This is a genomic window from Saccharopolyspora erythraea (assembly GCF_018141105.1).
Classification (GTDB): domain Bacteria; phylum Actinomycetota; class Actinomycetes; order Mycobacteriales; family Pseudonocardiaceae; genus Saccharopolyspora_D; species Saccharopolyspora_D erythraea_A.
This window is the reverse complement of sequence record NZ_CP054839.1, coordinates 2,490,317-2,507,105: the sequence shown is the minus strand read 5'-3', so window position 1 is coordinate 2,507,105 and position 16,789 is coordinate 2,490,317. Positions and strand designations below refer to the sequence as shown.

At 71.8% G+C, this 16,789-nt stretch carries 20 protein-coding genes; 12 read left to right on the top strand and 8 right to left on the bottom strand.

Annotated features, from left to right (window positions below):
• Positions 1-173 precede the first annotated feature (173 nt).
• Both HUO13_RS11580 and HUO13_RS11575 read left to right on the top strand, forming a co-directional pair.
• On the top strand, positions 174-1,748 hold the full coding sequence (locus HUO13_RS11580; protein ID WP_211901388.1) for an alpha/beta hydrolase: 1,575 nt from the start codon (positions 174-176) through the stop codon (positions 1,746-1,748).
• A gap of 354 nt (positions 1,749-2,102) precedes the next feature.
• Positions 2,103-2,645 (top strand): AAA family ATPase, encoded by a 543-nt coding sequence (locus tag HUO13_RS11575; RefSeq protein WP_211901387.1) that lies wholly within the window; start codon positions 2,103-2,105, stop codon positions 2,643-2,645.
• Positions 2,646-2,747: 102 nt separating this feature from the next.
• Here the strand turns inward: HUO13_RS11575 and HUO13_RS11570 are convergent, their stop codons facing one another.
• On the bottom strand, positions 2,748-3,542 hold the full coding sequence (locus HUO13_RS11570; protein WP_211901386.1) for a DUF4389 domain-containing protein: 795 nt from the start codon (positions 3,540-3,542) through the stop codon (positions 2,748-2,750).
• Between the two features lie 376 nt (positions 3,543-3,918).
• Between HUO13_RS11570 and HUO13_RS11565 the strand changes: the two genes are divergently transcribed.
• The 5 genes from HUO13_RS11565 to HUO13_RS11545 all read left to right on the top strand — a co-directional run bounded on the left by HUO13_RS11565 (position 3,919) and on the right by HUO13_RS11545 (position 7,927).
• Positions 3,919-4,602: a hypothetical protein gene (locus tag HUO13_RS11565; RefSeq protein ID WP_211901385.1), complete on the top strand. Its 684-nt coding sequence runs from the start codon at positions 3,919-3,921 to the stop codon at positions 4,600-4,602.
• Positions 4,603-4,639: 37 nt separating this feature from the next.
• A complete protein-coding gene (locus tag HUO13_RS11560) occupies positions 4,640-4,972 on the top strand; it encodes a type VII secretion target (protein ID WP_211901384.1) in 333 nt (110 codons plus the stop codon).
• On the top strand, positions 4,972-5,736 hold the full coding sequence (locus tag HUO13_RS11555; RefSeq protein WP_211901383.1) for a hypothetical protein: 765 nt from the start codon (positions 4,972-4,974) through the stop codon (positions 5,734-5,736). Before HUO13_RS11560 ends, HUO13_RS11555 begins: the two co-directional genes overlap by 1 nt.
• Positions 5,733-6,293, top strand: a complete 561-nt coding sequence (locus HUO13_RS11550; RefSeq protein ID WP_249124685.1) for a hypothetical protein — start codon at positions 5,733-5,735, stop codon at positions 6,291-6,293. The genes HUO13_RS11555 and HUO13_RS11550 overlap by 4 nt, the downstream gene beginning before the upstream one ends.
• 182 nt (positions 6,294-6,475) lie before the next feature.
• On the top strand, positions 6,476-7,927 hold the full coding sequence (locus HUO13_RS11545) for an Nramp family divalent metal transporter (RefSeq protein WP_211901382.1): 1,452 nt from the start codon (positions 6,476-6,478) through the stop codon (positions 7,925-7,927).
• On the opposite strand, the gene ligD is transcribed toward HUO13_RS11545, so the two are convergent.
• A complete protein-coding gene (gene ligD / locus HUO13_RS11540; protein WP_211901381.1) occupies positions 7,897-8,940 on the bottom strand; it encodes a non-homologous end-joining DNA ligase in 1,044 nt (347 codons plus the stop codon). The genes HUO13_RS11545 and ligD overlap by 31 nt on opposite strands.
• 10 nt (positions 8,941-8,950) lie before the next feature.
• Positions 8,951-9,643 (bottom strand): HAD-IA family hydrolase, encoded by a 693-nt coding sequence (locus HUO13_RS11535; RefSeq protein WP_249124683.1) that lies wholly within the window; start codon positions 9,641-9,643, stop codon positions 8,951-8,953.
• Positions 9,644-9,687: 44 nt separating this feature from the next.
• Between HUO13_RS11535 and HUO13_RS11530 the strand changes: the two genes are divergently transcribed.
• Genes HUO13_RS11530 through msrB form a run of 3 tightly spaced genes read left to right on the top strand, consistent with a single transcriptional unit; the run spans position 9,688 to position 11,731 of the window.
• A complete protein-coding gene (locus HUO13_RS11530; protein WP_249124682.1) occupies positions 9,688-10,908 on the top strand; it encodes an ROK family protein in 1,221 nt (406 codons plus the stop codon).
• Positions 10,909-10,939: 31 nt separating this feature from the next.
• Positions 10,940-11,248 (top strand): hypothetical protein, encoded by a 309-nt coding sequence (locus HUO13_RS11525; RefSeq protein ID WP_211901380.1) that lies wholly within the window; start codon positions 10,940-10,942, stop codon positions 11,246-11,248.
• A gap of 60 nt (positions 11,249-11,308) precedes the next feature.
• Positions 11,309-11,731, top strand: coding sequence for a peptide-methionine (R)-S-oxide reductase MsrB (gene msrB / locus HUO13_RS11520; protein WP_211901379.1), 423 nt, complete (start codon positions 11,309-11,311; stop codon positions 11,729-11,731).
• Between the two features lie 16 nt (positions 11,732-11,747).
• On the opposite strand, the gene HUO13_RS11515 is transcribed toward msrB, so the two are convergent.
• Positions 11,748-12,581: a helix-turn-helix transcriptional regulator gene (locus HUO13_RS11515; protein ID WP_211901378.1), complete on the bottom strand. Its 834-nt coding sequence runs from the start codon at positions 12,579-12,581 to the stop codon at positions 11,748-11,750.
• A gap of 89 nt (positions 12,582-12,670) precedes the next feature.
• Here HUO13_RS11515 and HUO13_RS11510 point away from each other — a divergent pair, with 89 nt between their 5' ends.
• Positions 12,671-13,720 carry an NAD(P)-dependent alcohol dehydrogenase gene (locus HUO13_RS11510; protein WP_211901377.1) on the top strand — a complete coding sequence of 350 codons (1,050 nt, stop codon included), beginning with the start codon at positions 12,671-12,673 and terminating at the stop codon, positions 13,718-13,720.
• 54 nt (positions 13,721-13,774) lie between these two features.
• Here the strand turns inward: HUO13_RS11510 and HUO13_RS11505 are convergent, their stop codons facing one another.
• Entirely contained in the window at positions 13,775-14,326 is a 552-nt protein-coding gene (locus HUO13_RS11505; protein ID WP_211901376.1) for a GNAT family N-acetyltransferase, read from the bottom strand.
• 91 nt (positions 14,327-14,417) lie between these two features.
• Positions 14,418-14,744, bottom strand: a complete 327-nt coding sequence (locus tag HUO13_RS11500; RefSeq protein WP_211901375.1) for an antibiotic biosynthesis monooxygenase family protein — start codon at positions 14,742-14,744, stop codon at positions 14,418-14,420.
• 54 nt (positions 14,745-14,798) lie between these two features.
• Between HUO13_RS11500 and HUO13_RS11495 the strand changes: the two genes are divergently transcribed.
• Complete coding sequence (locus tag HUO13_RS11495) at positions 14,799-15,227, top strand: MarR family winged helix-turn-helix transcriptional regulator (protein ID WP_211901374.1); 429 nt, start codon at positions 14,799-14,801, stop codon at positions 15,225-15,227.
• 8 nt (positions 15,228-15,235) lie between these two features.
• On the opposite strand, the gene HUO13_RS11490 is transcribed toward HUO13_RS11495, so the two are convergent.
• Together HUO13_RS11490 and hemQ are read right to left on the bottom strand one after the other, a co-directional pair.
• A complete protein-coding gene (locus HUO13_RS11490) occupies positions 15,236-16,021 on the bottom strand; it encodes a maleate cis-trans isomerase family protein (protein WP_211901373.1) in 786 nt (261 codons plus the stop codon).
• 70 nt (positions 16,022-16,091) lie between these two features.
• Positions 16,092-16,787: a hydrogen peroxide-dependent heme synthase gene (hemQ, locus tag HUO13_RS11485; protein ID WP_211901372.1), complete on the bottom strand. Its 696-nt coding sequence runs from the start codon at positions 16,785-16,787 to the stop codon at positions 16,092-16,094.
• Positions 16,788-16,789: the final 2 nt, after the last annotated feature.

Sequence of the window (16,789 nt, the reverse complement as noted above, 5' to 3'; positions counted from 1 at the left end):
CCTTCCCTCGCCGCTCCGGGCGCACGCTACCGCCGCGCGGCGATTGGTCGAACCGCATTGTCGGCTATCCCTCACCGCCCCGGACGTCCCAACAGCCCCTCACCGCGGTCTCACGTGGATCATGCGATGCTGACCGCAGTTCGCATCCCGTGCATCCACGACGAGGAGTACCCGTGCCGCGCAGCACCCCCCGGCGCACCGCTCACCGGGTCGGGGTGCTCCTGCTGCCGTTGCTGCTGCTGGTCGTCGCGGCGTGCTCGGCCGGGCCATCGCAGCGACCGCCGGTGGCCTACCGCGACGCCGAGCAGCAGGTCACCCCGCAGCCGCAGACGCCGGGACCGGCGCCCGTGCCGCCGCTCGGCCCGTCCGTGCAGGAGTCGCTGACGTGGGACGACTGCACCGAGCAGACCCGCGGCGAACTCGGCGTGCCCGCGCTGCCCGCGGGGATGACCTTCGCCTGCTCCCGGCTGCCCACCACGCTCGACTCGCCGGAGGCGCCCGGGCGCGGCACCGCGCGCAGCGCCGTGATCAGCGCAGGCTCGGGCCAGGTGCCGCTGGTGGTGCTCGGTGACATCGGCGGCGAGCCGGGCACGGCCTTCGCGGCGCGGATGGCGCTGCGGCTGCCTCCGGAGCTCCTGCGCACCTTCCGCGTGATCGGGATGGACCGCCGGGGCACCGGCGAGTCCGACTCCGCCGACTGCATCCCGGTCGAGCGGCGCAACGCCATCCTCGGCTTCGACCCCAGGGCCACCGACCGCACGACGCTGGACCGGCTCGTCGACTCCGTCCGCGACGCCAGCCAGCAGTGCCTGCTCAGCCTCGACGAGCGGTTGCAGGCCTACGACACCTGGCGCACCGCCGCCGACCTGGAGGAGCTGCGGCTGGAGCTCGGTGTCCCGAAGCTGCACGCCATCGGCCGCGGCGAGGCCGCCAGGGTCCTGACCACCTACACCGAGCGCTTCCCGGAGAGCGTGGGCCGGATGGTCCTCGACGGCGCGCCCGACCCGCAGCTCGACGCGATCGCCCAGGGCGAGGCGCAGGCGCAGGGCGGGGAGCAGGTGTTCGACCGGTTCGCAGCCGACTGCGCCGCGCGCGGCTGCCCGCTGGGTCCCGACCCGCGCCGGACGGTCGCCGACCTCGTGGAGCGGACCCGCGCCGCGCCGCTGCCCGGGACCTCGGTGACCGCGGGCAAGATCACGCAGGCGGTGCTGCTGGGTCTGCAGGACCGCGACGCCTGGCCCGGGCTCGCGCAGGCGCTGGCCGCCGCGAACCGGGGCGACGGCAGCGCGGTGGCGGCCATGGTCGCGCCGCTGGTCGAAAGCACGCCGCCGGCACCCGCCCGGCTCGACGGCGACATGATCACCAGCTGCAACGACACGACGCTGCGCGTGCCGCCGCAGCGCAGCACCGAGATCGCCGCGGACTGGAGCGCGCGGTTCCCGCTGTTCGGAGGCGTCTTCGCGCAGCGGCTGGTCTGGTGCGGGCTCTGGCCGGTACCGCAGCAGGCGCTACCGGTCCCGCACACCCCGGGGCTGCCGCCCTTGCCGGTGATCAGTACCGCGCACGACGCGGCGGTGCCCGCGCTGGGCAGCGATCACATGGCCGAGCAGCTGCCGTCTGGTGTCGTGCTGCGCTGGCTGGGCGCCGGGCACGGCGCGGTCGGCCGCTCCGAGTGCGCCACCACCGCCGTCACCAGGTTCCTGGTCGACGGCGTGGTCCCTACCGAGGGCATGGCCTGCCCGGGGTGATCCCGCAATCACCCCGGGCAGGCTTTCCGCCGCTCAGCGGCAGCTCGAGCAACAGCCGCAGGACGGGCCGGAGCAGCTTCCGCAACAGCTGCAGCCGCCCGCCTGGGCCGGGGCGGTCTCGCGCTCGGTGTGGACCATGGGTCTGCCTCCCGGTGTGACGAATGCCAGCAGTAGCGATGGTCCTGCCGGGGGCTCCGGCAGCGACACCGCCGCGAGAGCGGTGCGTTGTCCGCCAGTGTGCTGAAAGGCGGACATGCGCATATCGCTATGAGTAACCGCGGGCGCGAAAAGCAGGCGACGCCCGCGGTCGGAAATGCCACCATGTGATCAACCACGATCCCCGGAGCGCGTTCCGTGAACACCTCTGACCAGGCAATCCTGCTGCTCACCGGCATCCAGGCGGCGGGCAAGTCGACCGTCGCGCAGGGCGTTGCCGAGCGCCTCACCCGTTCGGCGCACGTGCGGGGTGACGTGTACCGCCGGATGGTCGTCGGCGGCAGGGAGGAGATGACGGGCTCACCGTCGCAGGAGGCGCTGCGCCAGCTGCGCCTGCGCCACCGGCTGACGGCCGGCACCGCCGACGCCTACTTCGACGCCGGTTTCACCGCGGTCGTGCAGGACGTCGTCCTCGGCGAGCACCTGGCCGACATGGTTCGTGCCGTCCGCAACCGGCCGCTGCTGGTCGTGGTGCTCGCTCCCTCGGTGGAGGCCATCGCCGAGCGGGAGGCGGGCCGGGGCAAGGTCGCCTACGACAGCTGGGCCGTGCACGAGCTCGACACCGTTCTGCGCGAGCAGACCCCGCCGCTCGGCCTGTGGCTGGACACCTCGCACCAGACCCCGCAGGAGACCGTCGACGAGATCCTGCGCCGGGCGTGGACCGAGGCGGCGGTGGACTGACGCCGGGGCGATACGTCAGAAAAAGATCCCGGAGCCAGAGGACGCCTGAGGTTCCGCCACCGGCACCGCCACGCAAGGCCAGGTGAGTTCAGAGAACGTCCCTCAGACCGAAGGAGCGATCTCGTACTCGTAGTACTGGTAGTACTCGGGTGCGGGCTCGTGAAGCGCGCTCGACAAGCCCGTCGCGAGCAGGCCGAGCACACCCAGCACGATGAACGCGATCAACAGGACCCGTGCCCCCGTGGACAGCGTCAGCGGCCGGGTCCCCTGCGCTCGCGCGCCCTCCGCCGCCGAGCCGCCGTCGCCGAAGAGCCGCTTCGGGTAGGAGTCGGTCAGCAGGTACCAGTAGGACTGCACGCGCAGCTCGTAGCGGACGAACGCGGCGGACGCGCCGAACACCGGCTGCGGTGTCCGGCCCGTGATCAGCACGGCGAGCCAGAGGAAGAACGCCAGGACCGTCCAGCCGTGGGCGAGCACCGCCGCCACGACGGCGGCGGGGATGACCAGGATCAACCGGAAGAACACCGCCGCGCGGTTGAGCCGGCCAGGGCGGATGTCCACCCGTACCGGGTAGCCGATCGAGGTGGTCAGGAACTGCGGGTAGCTGTCGACCAGCAGAGTCAGGTACGCGCCGACCCGCGTCCGGTAGCCCACGTAGAGCACGAGGAAGTCGGCGATCCACGTCGGCAGGCGCGCGGTGAACAGCGCCGCGAACCACCCCAGGACCGCGACCACCGCCGCCGCGATGCCGACGGCGTAGAGCACGATGAAGTGCGGGATCAGCAGGATCAGCCGCACCAGCACCGTCCACCTGCGCTGTGGGCCCGGCCCCTCGATCTGCACCTCCGGCAGGAACGGCGGACGCGACTCCCCCGGCTGTCCCCCAGGTTCGCTCATCACTGCCTCCGGCGTACTCGCGAAGGAACACGACAGCGCTCGCCGAAGGTAGCACCGGCGGGCCGAAGTCACCCGATTTGCCGACTGGGGGCCGGGATTCCGCCCTGGATTCGGGTTTCCTTCGATTCCGCGTGCGAAAAACCCCTGTTCGAATTAGCTGAATCCGGTCACTTTTCCTTTCGATCATCACGCGTAGCGAAGCACGAAGCCGCAAGAGCACTGCTCGGCGATTCCACGTCCCGCTCTCCGCTGGGCCGAACGGGTAGGAGAAGCGGCTCCGCACACCGGGCTGGATCGCGATGCGCTTAAAGTTCGCGGCAGTCTGGAGATCGCCGGGAGTGCCGGGTAGTACCGATCCGGGAAAGGACCCCGCACCATGAGCCACGGCAGACGCAATCCGCAGGACTGGGAGTTCGACGACGCGGCATCGTGGGACGCCGATGACGACGCGCCGGAGCCGGACGACACGGCAGGCGTCCTCGGCCAGGATTCCGCGGGCGCTGTGGCGGTGCGCGTCACCGGCTCCGGGGCGGTCACGTCGGTCGCCCTCGCCGACGACTGGAAGCAGTCGGTGGCGCCGCACGAGCTGGGCGCGGCCGTGCTGGCCGCGATGACCGCCGCCACCGTGCAGGCGATGGCCGAGACCGTGCCCGCGGCCGGAGCGCAGCCCGCGTCTACCCGGCCGCCCGCGGACACGTCGCCGCTGAGCAGGCAGGACGTGTTGCGGTTGCTCGACGAGGTGTCCGCGGACCTCGCCGAATTCACCCGGCGGATCAGCGCCACGTCCAACCAGCCTGTTTCCCTCGAGAGCGCGGGCGGGCACGTCAGCGGCACCGCCAAGCGCGGCCAGGTCCTGGAGATCTCAGTGGACCCGGACTGGGCGGGCGCGGCCCGGGACTCCGAGATCGAGGCCGAGCTCACCGAGCTCCTCGCCGGCCTCGTCGAGCGCAGCGTGCCGGCGGATGCGACCGCCGGACCGCGCAGCCGTGCGATCGAGGAGCTCCAGTCCCTGGCCGCCGATCCGCACACGCTGCTGCGCCGGCTCGGCTTGTCGCGCTGAGGCCCGCCCCCACGTCCCTTCGCAGGAGGAGCAGACCGTGACCCAGCCAGGCATCGCCGTAGAGCTCGAAGCCCTGCGTTCGGACGCAGCGGTGTGGAAGACCGCCGCCGAGGACCTCCAGGTCGCGCTGGACACCGCCGGCTCGCTCGGCGTGACGGCGGCCGACGTTTCGAAGTGGGCCGACGACCGGGGCTTGGACGCCACGTTCAACGCCGCGCGGGACGCGCTGGCCGCCATGATCCATCAGGCCGCCGAGTACTTCCGCGAGATCGGCGACGACCTGCTCGAGGCCGCCGACCAGTACGAACGCGACGACGCGCAGGGCAGGCACGGGATCCAGGCCGTGCACGGGCAGTTGGGGGAAAGCTGATGGCGAACGTGCTCGTGCAGCAGGCCGCGGACAAGACCGATGAGATCGACCGGGCGATCAACGGCTTCTGGGAAGTGGTCGACGAACTGCTGAGCTGGGTCCCCGACTTCCTGTCGTACCTGGTGGAGCCGATCCAGCGCAGCATGGAGGCGCTGGCGCAGCAGTTGCGGGAGTTCTGGGACGAGATCAACCGGTCCTTCGAGCTACCTGGCGACTCCGACCGGCTGCGCGAGATCAGCGACCAGTGGGCGAACGCCGTGGCGACCCCGATCGGCGACGTCGCGGGCGACATCACCCTCTCCGGACTCCAGGCGAACGTCCGCTGGGAGGGGCCTGCGGCCGAGGCTTACAAGGCGCTGGTCCCGAAGCAGGAGGAGGGGCTCAACGGGATCAAGGACCTCGCGATGCAGATGCGCGGGTCGCTGAACAACCTCGCCGACGCCATCGACGCGTACTGGCTCGCGACGCTGGTGGCCCTCGGCGTGTTCGTGGTCGGGGCCGTCGCGGCGATCGCCACCGCCTGCACGGTCGTGTGCACGCCCATGGCGATCGCCGCCATCGCCGGCGCGGCGGCCGTGTCGATCGGCCTGATCACCACCGGGGTCATGGCGCTGAACAGCTACCTCGACGTCATCGACACCGAGCAGACCACCTTGCGGGACAAGATCCGCGACCTCGGCGACCGGTGGACGCGGTCGGCCCACGACCTGTCCGACGGCAGCGTCAGCGACGGCGACGGATCGGACTGGCGGGTCAACCGATGACGGCCGGTCAGCAGCGGCAGCGGTACGCGGCGCTGCCGCCCGGGTTCGGGCGGACGATCGGGACCACGTCGTTGCTCGCCGGCCTGGTGTCGCTGGTGCTGGGACTGGTGGCGGGGGTGCTCATCGTCGCGCTCGGGTACCGGCTGCCGACCTCGGCCAACCCCACGACGATCGTCATGGTCGGCATGGGCGGGATCTCGGCGTTCTTCCAGGTGTTCTCCTGCGTCACGCTGCTGACGGCACGTTCCTACGTCACCCACGGGCATCTGGACGTGCCGTTCGCGACGAGAGCCCGGCGCCTCCTGGTCGTGTTCTGGGCGGGAACCGTCGCGACGACGGTGATCTCCTGCTGGGTCCTGGTCAAGGCGGTGGAGAGTCCGGGGAACTTCTCCAGGGGGGAACGCGTGGAGTTCGGCCCGCCCGTGGTCGGCTACCTGGTCCTGCTTGCGGTGCCGTGCGCGCTCGCGCTGTGCAACCTGCTCGTCGACCGATGGCTGCTGCGGCCTTCCGCCCGGACGCTGCGCAGGTACGCCGACGGGGAGACGACCGCGCACTGACGTGACACCCCGGAGCGCACCCGCGACCGCTGTCCGCACTCCGGTCCGAGCCGCGTTCTGCTCGCTCCGCGAGCCGTTCCCGCAGCTCGGGTCTGTCGCATCCGGGCGACGGGTTCTACCGTTGTAGGTGTCCGGGCGCTGTGGCCTGCGCTGCGCGGCGCGGCGGGCGACTAGGAGCGGTCATGACCCAACCGGGTGAGGGCAGATCCGACCGGGCGCCTACGGCGACGGAGATCCCCAGCACGCAACTCCCCGGCGTTCCCTATGCCGACCTCCCGGAACCGAAACCGTTGCGGAAGGTCCTGGGCCCGAGCGTGCTCCTGCTCGCGGGGGCCATCGGGTCCGGGGAGTACGTGCTGTGGCCCTACATCGCCTCACAGGTCGGCCTGGCCCTGGTGTGGCTGGCGCTGATCGGTGTGCTCACCCAGTACTTCCTCAACATGGAGATCGAGCGCTACTCGCTGGCCACCGGGGAGACCGCCGTAACCGGGTTCACCCGGCTGTGGAAGCACTGGGGCTGGCTGTTCATCATCATGACCGTGGTGCCCTGGGCGTGGCCCGGGTGGGCGACGGGCGGCACCACGACGCTCTCCTTCGCGCTGGGCTTCCCCGAGGACGCCATCCCCTACGTCACCATCGGCGTGCTGGTGCTGATCGGCCTGGTGCTCACGGTCTCGCCGGTGGTGTACAGGACCGTCGAGAAGATCCAGTTCTTCCTGGTCGGCCTGATCGTGCTCTTCCTCCTCTACGCCGCACTGGTGCTGCTGGGGGCGCCGGGCTGGCTGGCGATCGGCAGGGGCTTCGTGACGGTCACCGAGATCCCCTCGTCGGTGGCGGCGATCCCGGCCGCGACGCTGCTCGGCGCGATCGCGTTCGCCGGCGCGGGCGGCGCGCTCAACCTGGTCCAGTCGAACTGGATCCGGGACAAGGGACTGGGCATGGGCAGCCGCCTGCCCAAGGTGGTCTCACCGTTCACCGGTGAGGAGCAGGCCGTGGCGACCACGGGCTACTTCTTCCCGCAGGACGAGGAGAACCTGCGCAGGTGGCGTGGCTGGTGGCGGGTCGCCGACCGGGAGCAGTTCATCACGTTCTTCGTGATCGGCCTGTTCGCGCTGCTCATCCTGATGGGCCTGACGTTCGTCACCATCGGCGTCGGCAGCCAGGCGGAGGACTTCGCGTTCATCGAGCTGATGGGCCAGCGGCTCGGCGAGGTCACCGGGACGATCTTCTACCTGCTCGGCACGGTCGTGCTCTACTCGACGAACCTCGCCGTGCTGGACATGGTCGGGCGGGTGACCGCCGACGTGCTCAAGACCGGGCCGCTGCGCGACAACACGGCGCTGAGCGAGAGCCGGATCTACTTCATCGTGGTGTGGGCGGAGATCGTCTTCGGCTCGGTCATCCTGGCCTCCGGTGTGGACGAGCCGCTGGTACTGGTGATCATCGCCTCCGCGCTCAACGGCATCGTGATGTTCGTCTACTCCATCCTGCTGATCCGCCTGAACCGCGGTGTGCTCCCGAGGGAGATCGGCCTCAAGGGCTTCCGCCTCGTGGCATTGGCCTGGGCCGTGCTGTTCTACGGCGGCTTCTCGCTGTTCACGATCTACGACGAGTTCTCGCAGCTGTTCGGCTGAGCGCTCGGGCTCCCCTTCCGCGAGCGCGTGGGCTCCCCCGGCATCTTCGGATAGTCCGGTGGGTAAGGCATCTCGCCCAGACCCCGGTCGCGTTCGTCGCGGGCGTACCAGTCGAGCAGGGCCTCGATGCCGTAGGCGCGGTCGTCCAGTTCGCGGTGCGGGTCGCCGTTCTCGGCCAGCCAACTCGGCACGGTCTGGAGGTCGAAGTCGTCGGGTTCGACCTCGGGCAGTTGCGACCAGGTGAGCGGGGTGGAGACGGTAGCCCGCTGGTTGCCGCGGATCGACCAGGCCGAGGCCACGGTGCGGTCCCGGGCGGCCTGGTTGAAGTCGAGGAAGACGCGCTCGCCGCGGTCGGGCTTCCACCAGTCCACGGTGGCCTGCCGCGGGATGCGGCGCTGCACCTCGCGGGCCAGCGCGATGACCGCGCGCCGCACCATGATGAAGTCCCACTCCGGGCGGATGCGGACCAGCACGTGGATACCGCGGCCGCCGGAGGTCTTCGGGAAACCGGTGAGCCCTGCCTCGGCCAGCACCTCCCGCAGCACCTCGGCCACCCTCGCCGCGTCGGCGTAGTCGGTGCCGGGCTGCGGGTCGAGGTCGACGCGCAGCTCGTCGGGGTGATCGACGTCGGCCGAACGCACCGGCCACGGGTGGAAGTCGAGGGTGCCGAGCCCGGCCGCCCACACCAGCACCGCGGGTTCGCTCGGGCAGACCTGGTAGGCGGTGCGCCCCGACGGGAAGGTGACCTCCACCTGCCGCACCCACTCCGGCGCTCCCTTGGGGACTCGCTTGGCGTAGAAGGGCTCTCCGGGCACACCGCCGGGATAGCGCTTCAGCGTCGTCGGGCGGTCGCCGATGGCGCGCAGCATCGGCTCCGCGACCGACAGGTAGTACTCGGCGATCTGCCGCTTGGTGAACCCCCGCTCCGGGAAGTACACCTTGTCCGGATTGGACAACCGCACCGTGCGCGTGCCCTCAGGCCCGTCGACCTCGAATTCCGCGTGTGCCGCCACGACGAGCAGCCTAAGTCGAGATCGGCGCTCCGTCCCGGTGAACGCGGGAGCCGGCCAGCCGGAGCAGCACGCCGTCGGGCAGCGCCTCCAGGTCGTCGAGCCCGGCCAGCTCCCAGGTCGGCGACGGCTCGACTGGCCCTCCGACGCCGATCACGGGCATCCCGGCCGCGATGGCCGCGCGCACGCCCGCCTGCGCGTCCTCGACGACCGCGCACCACGCGGGTTCGACGCCGAGCCGCCGCGCGGCGAGCAGGTAGCCGGCCGGGCCGGGCTTGCCCGCGTCGGTCTGCTCGCTGGTCACCAGCACCTCCGGCACCGGCAGTCCGGCGGCGGCGAGCCTGGCCCGGGCCAGCGGTTCGGTGCAGGCGGTGACGATCGCCCACGGCATGCCGTCCAGCGAAGCCAGCAGCCGGGCGGCGCCGGGCAACGCGCGCACGCCGTCGGTGTCCTCGATCTCGTCCGCGAGCAGCGCGCGGCTGTCCGCGAGGTTCTCGGCCACGGGGCGCTCCGGCAGCACCTCGGCCATCACCTCGTGGCCCGGCCTGCCGTGCGTGCGGTGGAAGAACGACTCCAGCGGGATGCCCACCGCGTCGGCCCAGCGCTGCCAGCTGCGGCGTACGGCCGCGTGGGAGTCCACCAGCGTGCCGTCGAGATCCAGCAGGACCGCGCGGACCCGCAACTCATCGATTCTTTTGTTCTCCATGAGAACAAAATAGGATGGGGTCCGTGCCGAGGGGAAGGGGCGAAATGGCCGAGCATCCGGGTGCCGCCGAGCGCCGGGAACCGCGGATGGTGCCGGACGCGCCAAGGCATTCGCCTGCCCCGGCCGACATTCCGGACGCCACGCCGCGCACCGCCGCGGCACGGGTGCTGACGTTGCTGCACCACGGTGGGCCGCTGTCGCGCAGCAGCGCCACCTCGTCGCTCGGGCTGGCCCGCAGCGCCATCGGCAACGCACTCACCGAACTGGAGGCACTGGGGCTGGCCCGCACGAGCACCCCCGCGACCTCCGGCCGCGGGCGGCCGTCGCCGCTGGTCGAGGCCGCGCCGACCGCGCCCTTCGTCGTCGCTTGCGCACTGCGGCCCGACCGCCTGGAGGTCACCACCGGCACCATCGGCGAACCCGTCGCGCCATCGCACCCCCACCCCCTCGGCGAACGCGACTTCGCGCCGGAACGGCTGGCCACCGTCCTCGCCGAACAGGTCGAGCAGGCGGTCCGCCGGCAGGCCGGCGGCCGGGCCTGCGCGGGCGTGGGTGTCGCGATGCCCGCCGCCATGCGCGAGAGCGACGGTTTCGTGCACTCGTCGCTCTGCTACGGCTGGGCCGACGTGCCGTTCGGGCGGCTGGTCAAGGCGCTGCTGCCGGACCTTCCGGTGCACTTCGGACGGGACAGCAACCTCGCCGGGATGGCCGAGTACCGGCGCGGGGCGGCGGCCGGTGCCGCGAACGCGCTCGTGCTCACCTGCGACGGCAAGGGCATCGGTGGCGCGCTGGTGAACGCGGGCACGCTGTTCACCGGCGGCGGGCACGCGGTGGAGGCCGGGCATCTCATGGTCGACTCCGAGGGCGAGCCGTGCCCGTGCGGTTCGCGTGGCTGCCTGGAGCGCTACGCCGACGGTGCGGCGCTGGCTCGCGCGGCCGCCGCGACCACCGCCGAGGAAGCACTCCGGGCCACGACCGCACGGGCCGAAAGCGCCCGGCGGCGCACCGCGGGCACCCTCGGCGCCGGCCTCGCCGGGCTGGCCACCGTCCTGGACCCCGACCGGATCGTGCTGACCGGATTCCTCGCCGAGCTGCTGGCCGCCGAGCCCGGCGTGCTGACCGAGGAGCTGCACCGGTTCTCGCTCGTGGCCCGCACCAGGCGGCTGCGGCCGGTCCCCGGCGCGCTCGCCGAGCCGGCGCTCACCGGCGCGGCCGACCGCGCCTTCGCCCCGCTGCTGCGCGCTCCCCAGCGGATCGGCGGCTGAAACCGCAGGCCCGCGGCGCTACGGTGACGGCATGCCAGCGCAGGACGGCGAGGGGTGCGACGGCCCGGCCAGGCGGTTCGACGACGACCTCGCCGGGCTCGATCCGCACGACCCCGAGGCCAGGGCGTTCGCCGAGCACCTGGACCGGATGGAGCGCAGCGGTTCCAAGGCCACCGTCGAGGGGATGCTGCACGGCGTCGAGGACTTCGCCCAGAGCGCCAACCGCACCGAAGGCCACCGCCGCGTGGTCGCCGTCGTCGTGGTCTCGCTGATGCTGTTCGGCGTGCTGTTCACGGTCTACAACGCGGTCGCCTTCGTGCTGGACACGTTCCTGGGCTGAACCGCGGGACCGCGGGAGCCCGCACGGGCGGACGATCTTGGAAAGCATTAGCGTGGAGGCATGGAACCGGATGTGGGTGCCACCCCGAAGGTCTCGAAGTCCGACGAGGAGTGGCGGCAGCAGCTGAGCCCGTCCGAGTACGCGGTGCTCCGGGAAGCGGCCACCGAACGTCCGTGGACAGGCGAGTACGTCGACACCAGGACGCAGGGTGTCTACGAGTGCAGGGCGTGCGGGGCGGAGCTGTTCCGCAGCGAGACCAAGTTCGAGTCGCACTGCGGCTGGCCCTCCTTCTACGACCCCCGCGACACCGACGCGGTGATCCTGCGCGAGGACCGCTCGCTCGGCATGGTGCGGGTGGAGGTGCTGTGCGCGACCTGCCACGGCCACCTGGGCCACGTCTTCGAGGGCGAGGGCTACGACACGCCGACCGACCAGCGCTATTGCATCAACTCGATCGCCCTGCGCCACGTGCCGAAGGCCTGACGCGCCCAGCCCCCGGTCACCCTGCCGGAGCGAGCGTGCGGGTGGCCAGCAGGTTCAGCGACTCGGCGGAGGGCGAGCCGGGTTCGGCGTGGTAGGCGATCACCTTCTGGTCCGGATCCGGCAGGTGCATGGTCTCGTAGGCCAGCGTCAGCCGGCCTGCCACCGGGTGCCGCAGCTGCTTGCGCCCGTAGCCGAGGTCGCGCACGTCGCGGTCCGCCCACAGGCGGCCGAAGACCTCGCTGCGCCCGGAGAGCTCCTCGACGAGCGCGCACAGCGCCTCGTCATCGGGGTGGCGCCCGGCGTCGAGCCGCAGGAGCGCCACGATCTCGGTCGCCTTGGCCGTCCAGTCCACGTAGAACTCGCGCGCGGCCGGATCCAGGAAGACCTGCCGCGCCAGGTTGCGCTGGTCGGGCTCCATGGCCGGGAAGTCGCCCAGCAGCGCGCAGGCGAGCCGGTTCCAGCCGAGGATGTCCAGCCGCCGGCCGAGGACGATCGCGGGCGTGCTGTCCATCGCGTCGATGAGCTGCTGCAACGCGGGACGCACCCGCTGCTGCGCGCTGCGGCGCCGCTTGCGCACCGGGCGCACGAGGTTGCGCAGGTGGTCCCGCTCGGCCTGGTCGAGCCGCAGCGCGTCGCAGATCGCCCCGAGCACTTCGCCGGAGACGTTCTGGGCGTGCCCCTGCTCCAGCCGCGTGTAGTACGCCACGCTCACCCCGGCCAGCTGCGCCAGCTCCTCCCGCCGCAGGCCGGGGACGCGGCGCCGACCGTACTGCGGCAGCCCGACGTCATCGGGGCCCAGCCGGGCGCGGCGGGTGCGCAGGAACTGGCTCAGCTCGGTGCGGTGGTCCATGCGAAGGTGTTTCTCCCAGTAGTAGGAACCGGATTCGTACGTTCAACGCCCGCTGGTCGCGCAGGTCAGGCGTGGGCAGGCTGGACCGCATGAACGACACGATCGCTGCCTACGCCGCGCCCTCCCCGAATGCCCCGCTGGAGCCCACGCCGGTCCCGCGACGCGAGCTCGGCGAGCACGACGTCCTCATCGACATCTCCTTCACCGGGATCTGCCACTCGGACATCCACCAGGTCAACGCCGAGTGGGGCGAGGGGATATTCCCCATGGTGCCCGGGCACGAGATCGCGGGGGTCGTCGCGGCGGTCGGCTCACAGGTGACCCGCCACACCGTCGGCGACCGGGTCGGGGTCGGGTGCTTCGTCGACTCCTGCCGCGACTGCGACAACTGCCGGGCCGGTTCGGAGCAGTACTGCACCGGCGAGCTCGGCGCGGTGATGACCTACAACGGCGTCGACCGGGACGGCAAGCCCACCTACGGCGGCTACGCCAGGCAGGTCGTGGTGGACGAGAGCTACGCGCTGCGCATCCCCGACGGCCTGCCGCTGGACGAAGCGGCGCCGCTGCTGTGCGCGGGCATCACGGTGTACTCGCCGCTCACGCGCTGGGGCGCGGGTCCGGGCCGCCGGGTCGCCGTCGTCGGCCTCGGCGGGCTCGGCCACGTGGCGGTCAAGATCGCCCGTGCCAAGGGCGCCGAGGTCACGGTGCTCAGCCAGTCGCTGCGGAAGAAGGACGACGGGCTGCGGCTGGGCGCCGAGCAGTACCACGCGACCTCGGACCCGGCCACGTTCGAACGGCTGGCCGGGAGCTTCGACCTGATCATCAACACCGTCTCGGCGGACCTCGACCTGGACGCCTACCTCGGCCTGCTGCGCACCGACGGCACCCTGGTGCAGATGGGCCTGCCCGAGCGCCCGGTGCCGGTCTCGGCGTCGACGCTGATCGGCGGTCGCCGCACGCTGGCCGGCTCGCTGATCGGCGGGATCGCCGAGACGCAGGAGATGCTGGACTTCTGCGCCGAGCACGGGATCGGCGCAGAGGTCGAGGTGATCCCGGCCGAGCGGATCAACGAGGCCTACCAGCGGGTCCTCGCCAGCGACGTCCGCTACCGCTTCGTCATCGACACCGCGACGATCTGACGCGGCGCGCCGGGTGGCGGGCACCCGAGCCCGCCACCCGGCGAACGCGGGCGCTCATCCTGCGGCGACCGGCCCCGCCAGCCTCCGCCACACGACGTCGACGCCGACCTCCGAGCTGGTCACCGGCTGCTGCGACGGGCAACGCCGCTCGACCTCGGTGAAGCCGAGCCGCCTGGGCACCGCCGCGCTGGCGTGGTTCGCGGCGTCGTGGACGATCTCGACCTGTCCGGCGCCTATGCGGAACGCCTCTGCCACCAGCGCCCGCGCCGCGCGCGTCGCGATGCCCCGCCCGGTGTGGCCGGGGTGCAGCCAGTAGCCGATCTCGAACCCACCGGTGCGCGCCATCAGGCTGCAACTGCCGATGGCCGCCCCGTCCTCGGCGAGGATCGCGTAGTTGTAGGCCGCGCCGCTGTCCCAGTCGGCCTGGCTGCGCTCGATGAACTTCAGCGCCTCCGGCCGCCCGTAGCCGTCGGCCACCCACGCCATCCACGGCGCCAGGTGGTCGAGTGCCTCGGTCGTCACCCGAAGCGCCTCGTCACCGTCACCACGGGACCAGCGGCGAAGCCGTACCCCGCCGTCGGCCAGAAGCTCCGATGGTCGCTCCACGCCGGCAATTCTGGCGTCGGCCACCACCTGCGGCACTCCGGCTTCCGGGTGGTGTTCGGCTCGCCGCCACGCAAGGCGTCAGGACAGCCTCTCAGGCGTGGTGCACCGAGTCGACGGAGTAGAGCGCCGGTTCGAACCGGGCGATCTCGGCGGCGGCCGACATGTGGTGCCGGCATTCCGGGTTGGCCAGCATCCGCTGGAAGTGCTCCGAGCTCTCCCACTGGGCGTAGTTCGCCACGCGGGTGCCGTCCAGGCTGACGTGCAGATTCGCCGAGACGAAGCCGGGCTGGTGGCGCATGACCTCCTCGGTCGCCCGCGCCAGCACGTCGACCAGCTCCCGCTGCCGGCCGGGTTCCACGGTGAAGACGTTGATCAGCGTGACGAGGTCGGCGTCGGCGTTGATCTCGGTGGTCGGCATGCTCTCCCCTTGTTGTCAGGTTCCTTACACGAGCATTGTTGTAAGGTTCCTGACATGAGTCAAGCCGACGTGCGGAACCGGGCCGGATACCAGGTCAAACGGACCCAGCAGGCGCTGAACCAGGCGTGCGAGCGCCGGCTCCGCCCTCTCGGGCTCTCGATGTCGAAGTACGCCGTCCTGCACGCGCTCGCCGAGGAACCCGCGATCTCCTCCGCCGAGCTCGCGCGGCGGTGCTTCGTCACCCGCCAGTCGTTGCAGGACGTGCTCGGTGGTCTGCGCGGCGCGGGCCTGGTCGCCGTCGCCGAGACCGCGACCGGCGGCAGGGCGCGTCCGGTGACGCTCACAGATGAGGGCGAGCGGCTGCTGCGCGAAGCCGACCGCACCGTCTCGGAGGTCGAGGAACGCATGCTCGCGGGCATCGGCCCCGATGACCGGCGACGGCTGGTCGAACTGCTGGCCTGCTGCGCGGACAGCCTTTCCTGAGACCGGGTTCACTCCTCGTGCGGGGGCGGCTGGACGTCGAACAGGCATCCATACCCGTGCACCGGCACGTGCAGCCCGCCGGCGTGCAGCGCGTGCCACAGCAGCACCTGGTTGGCGGTGAGCACCGGACGCCCGAGGTCCTGCTCCAGCGCGGCGATCACCCCGACCGCGCGCATCCCGTTCCCGCCGACGAACACCGCCTCGGCCCTGGCGGGCACGTGCTCGCGCACCCAGTCGTAGAGCTCACCGGGATTGATGCTGCGCTGGTTGCTCGGCAACCCGACCGGCGAGTTGAACACCACCTCCAGGCCCTGGTCCCGGAAGTACTCCGCGCCCATGCCGCTGAGCCGCTGGTCGAACCACGGCGGATCCAGCAGCGCCAGCTCGCCCACGCCGAGCGCCCGCAGGGCGAGCACCGCGGCCGAGCAGGTGGCCACGACCGGGATGCCTTGCGTGGCGGCGTTGAGCCGGTGGAGCATCTCCGCCTCGGCCGCCGGACCGGTCGCGTACCCGGAGCTGGTGAAGGCGAAGGCGATGCTGCGCACCGGCGCCGCGGCCAGCAGCCGCGCCGCGTCGTCGACGTGCGGCGGATCGGCGTACTCCCGGATCGGCCCGAGCGGGATCGTCGACGGCATCCGGCCACCGCGCGCCATCGCGCCGAACGGCACCCGCGCCGCGTGCACTCGAACACCGTCGGGCGCCATCACCTGCAACTCCGACTCCGGCCCGACATCCCCGTGCGGAGTCAGCACCCCGATCCGCGCCCGCGCGTCCCACCCGTCCGGTTGCCACATAGCGCCATTCCAAGCCCAGCGGCGCCGGGCCGCGACCGGAGGCGCTCAGGGCACAGCGGCCGCCGAAGGCTCAGGGCAGGCGGGTGACCAGGTCGGCGACGTCCACGCGGTGACCGGTGTAGAAGGGGGTCTCCTCGCGCACGTGCAGCCGCGCCTCGGTGTAGCGCATCTTCCACATCAGGTCGACGATCCGGTGCAGCTCGTCGGCCTCGAAGGCCAGCACCCACTCGTAGTCGCCGAGCCCGAACGACGCGACCGTGTTCGCGCGCACGTCGGGGTAGTCGCGGGCGGCCTTGCCGTGGTCGGCCAGCATCGTGCGGCGCTCGTCGTCGGGCATCAGGTACCACTCGTAGGAGCGCACGAACGGGTACACGCAGACGTACTTGCGCGGCTCCTCACCGGCCAGGAAGGCCGGGATGTGGCTCTTGTTGAACTCCGCCGGGCGGTGCAGCGCGACATTGCTCCAGACCGGCTCCGACGAGTGCCCCAGCGGCGTCTCGCGGCGGAACCCGGTGTAGGCGGCCTGCACGGCCTCGATCTCGGCGGCGTGCCACCAGATCATGAAGTCGGCGTCGGCGCGCAGACCCGACACGTCGTAGACCCCGCGCACCACGACACCGGATTCCTCCAGCGAGTCCAGGTACTCCTTGGTCGCCTGCGCGGCCTTCTCCCGGTCCTCGGGCAGGGTGTCCTGCTCGATGCGGAAGACCGACCACATCGTGTAGCGGATCGTGTCGTTGAGCTCGGAGTAGTTCAGACGCGCCATGG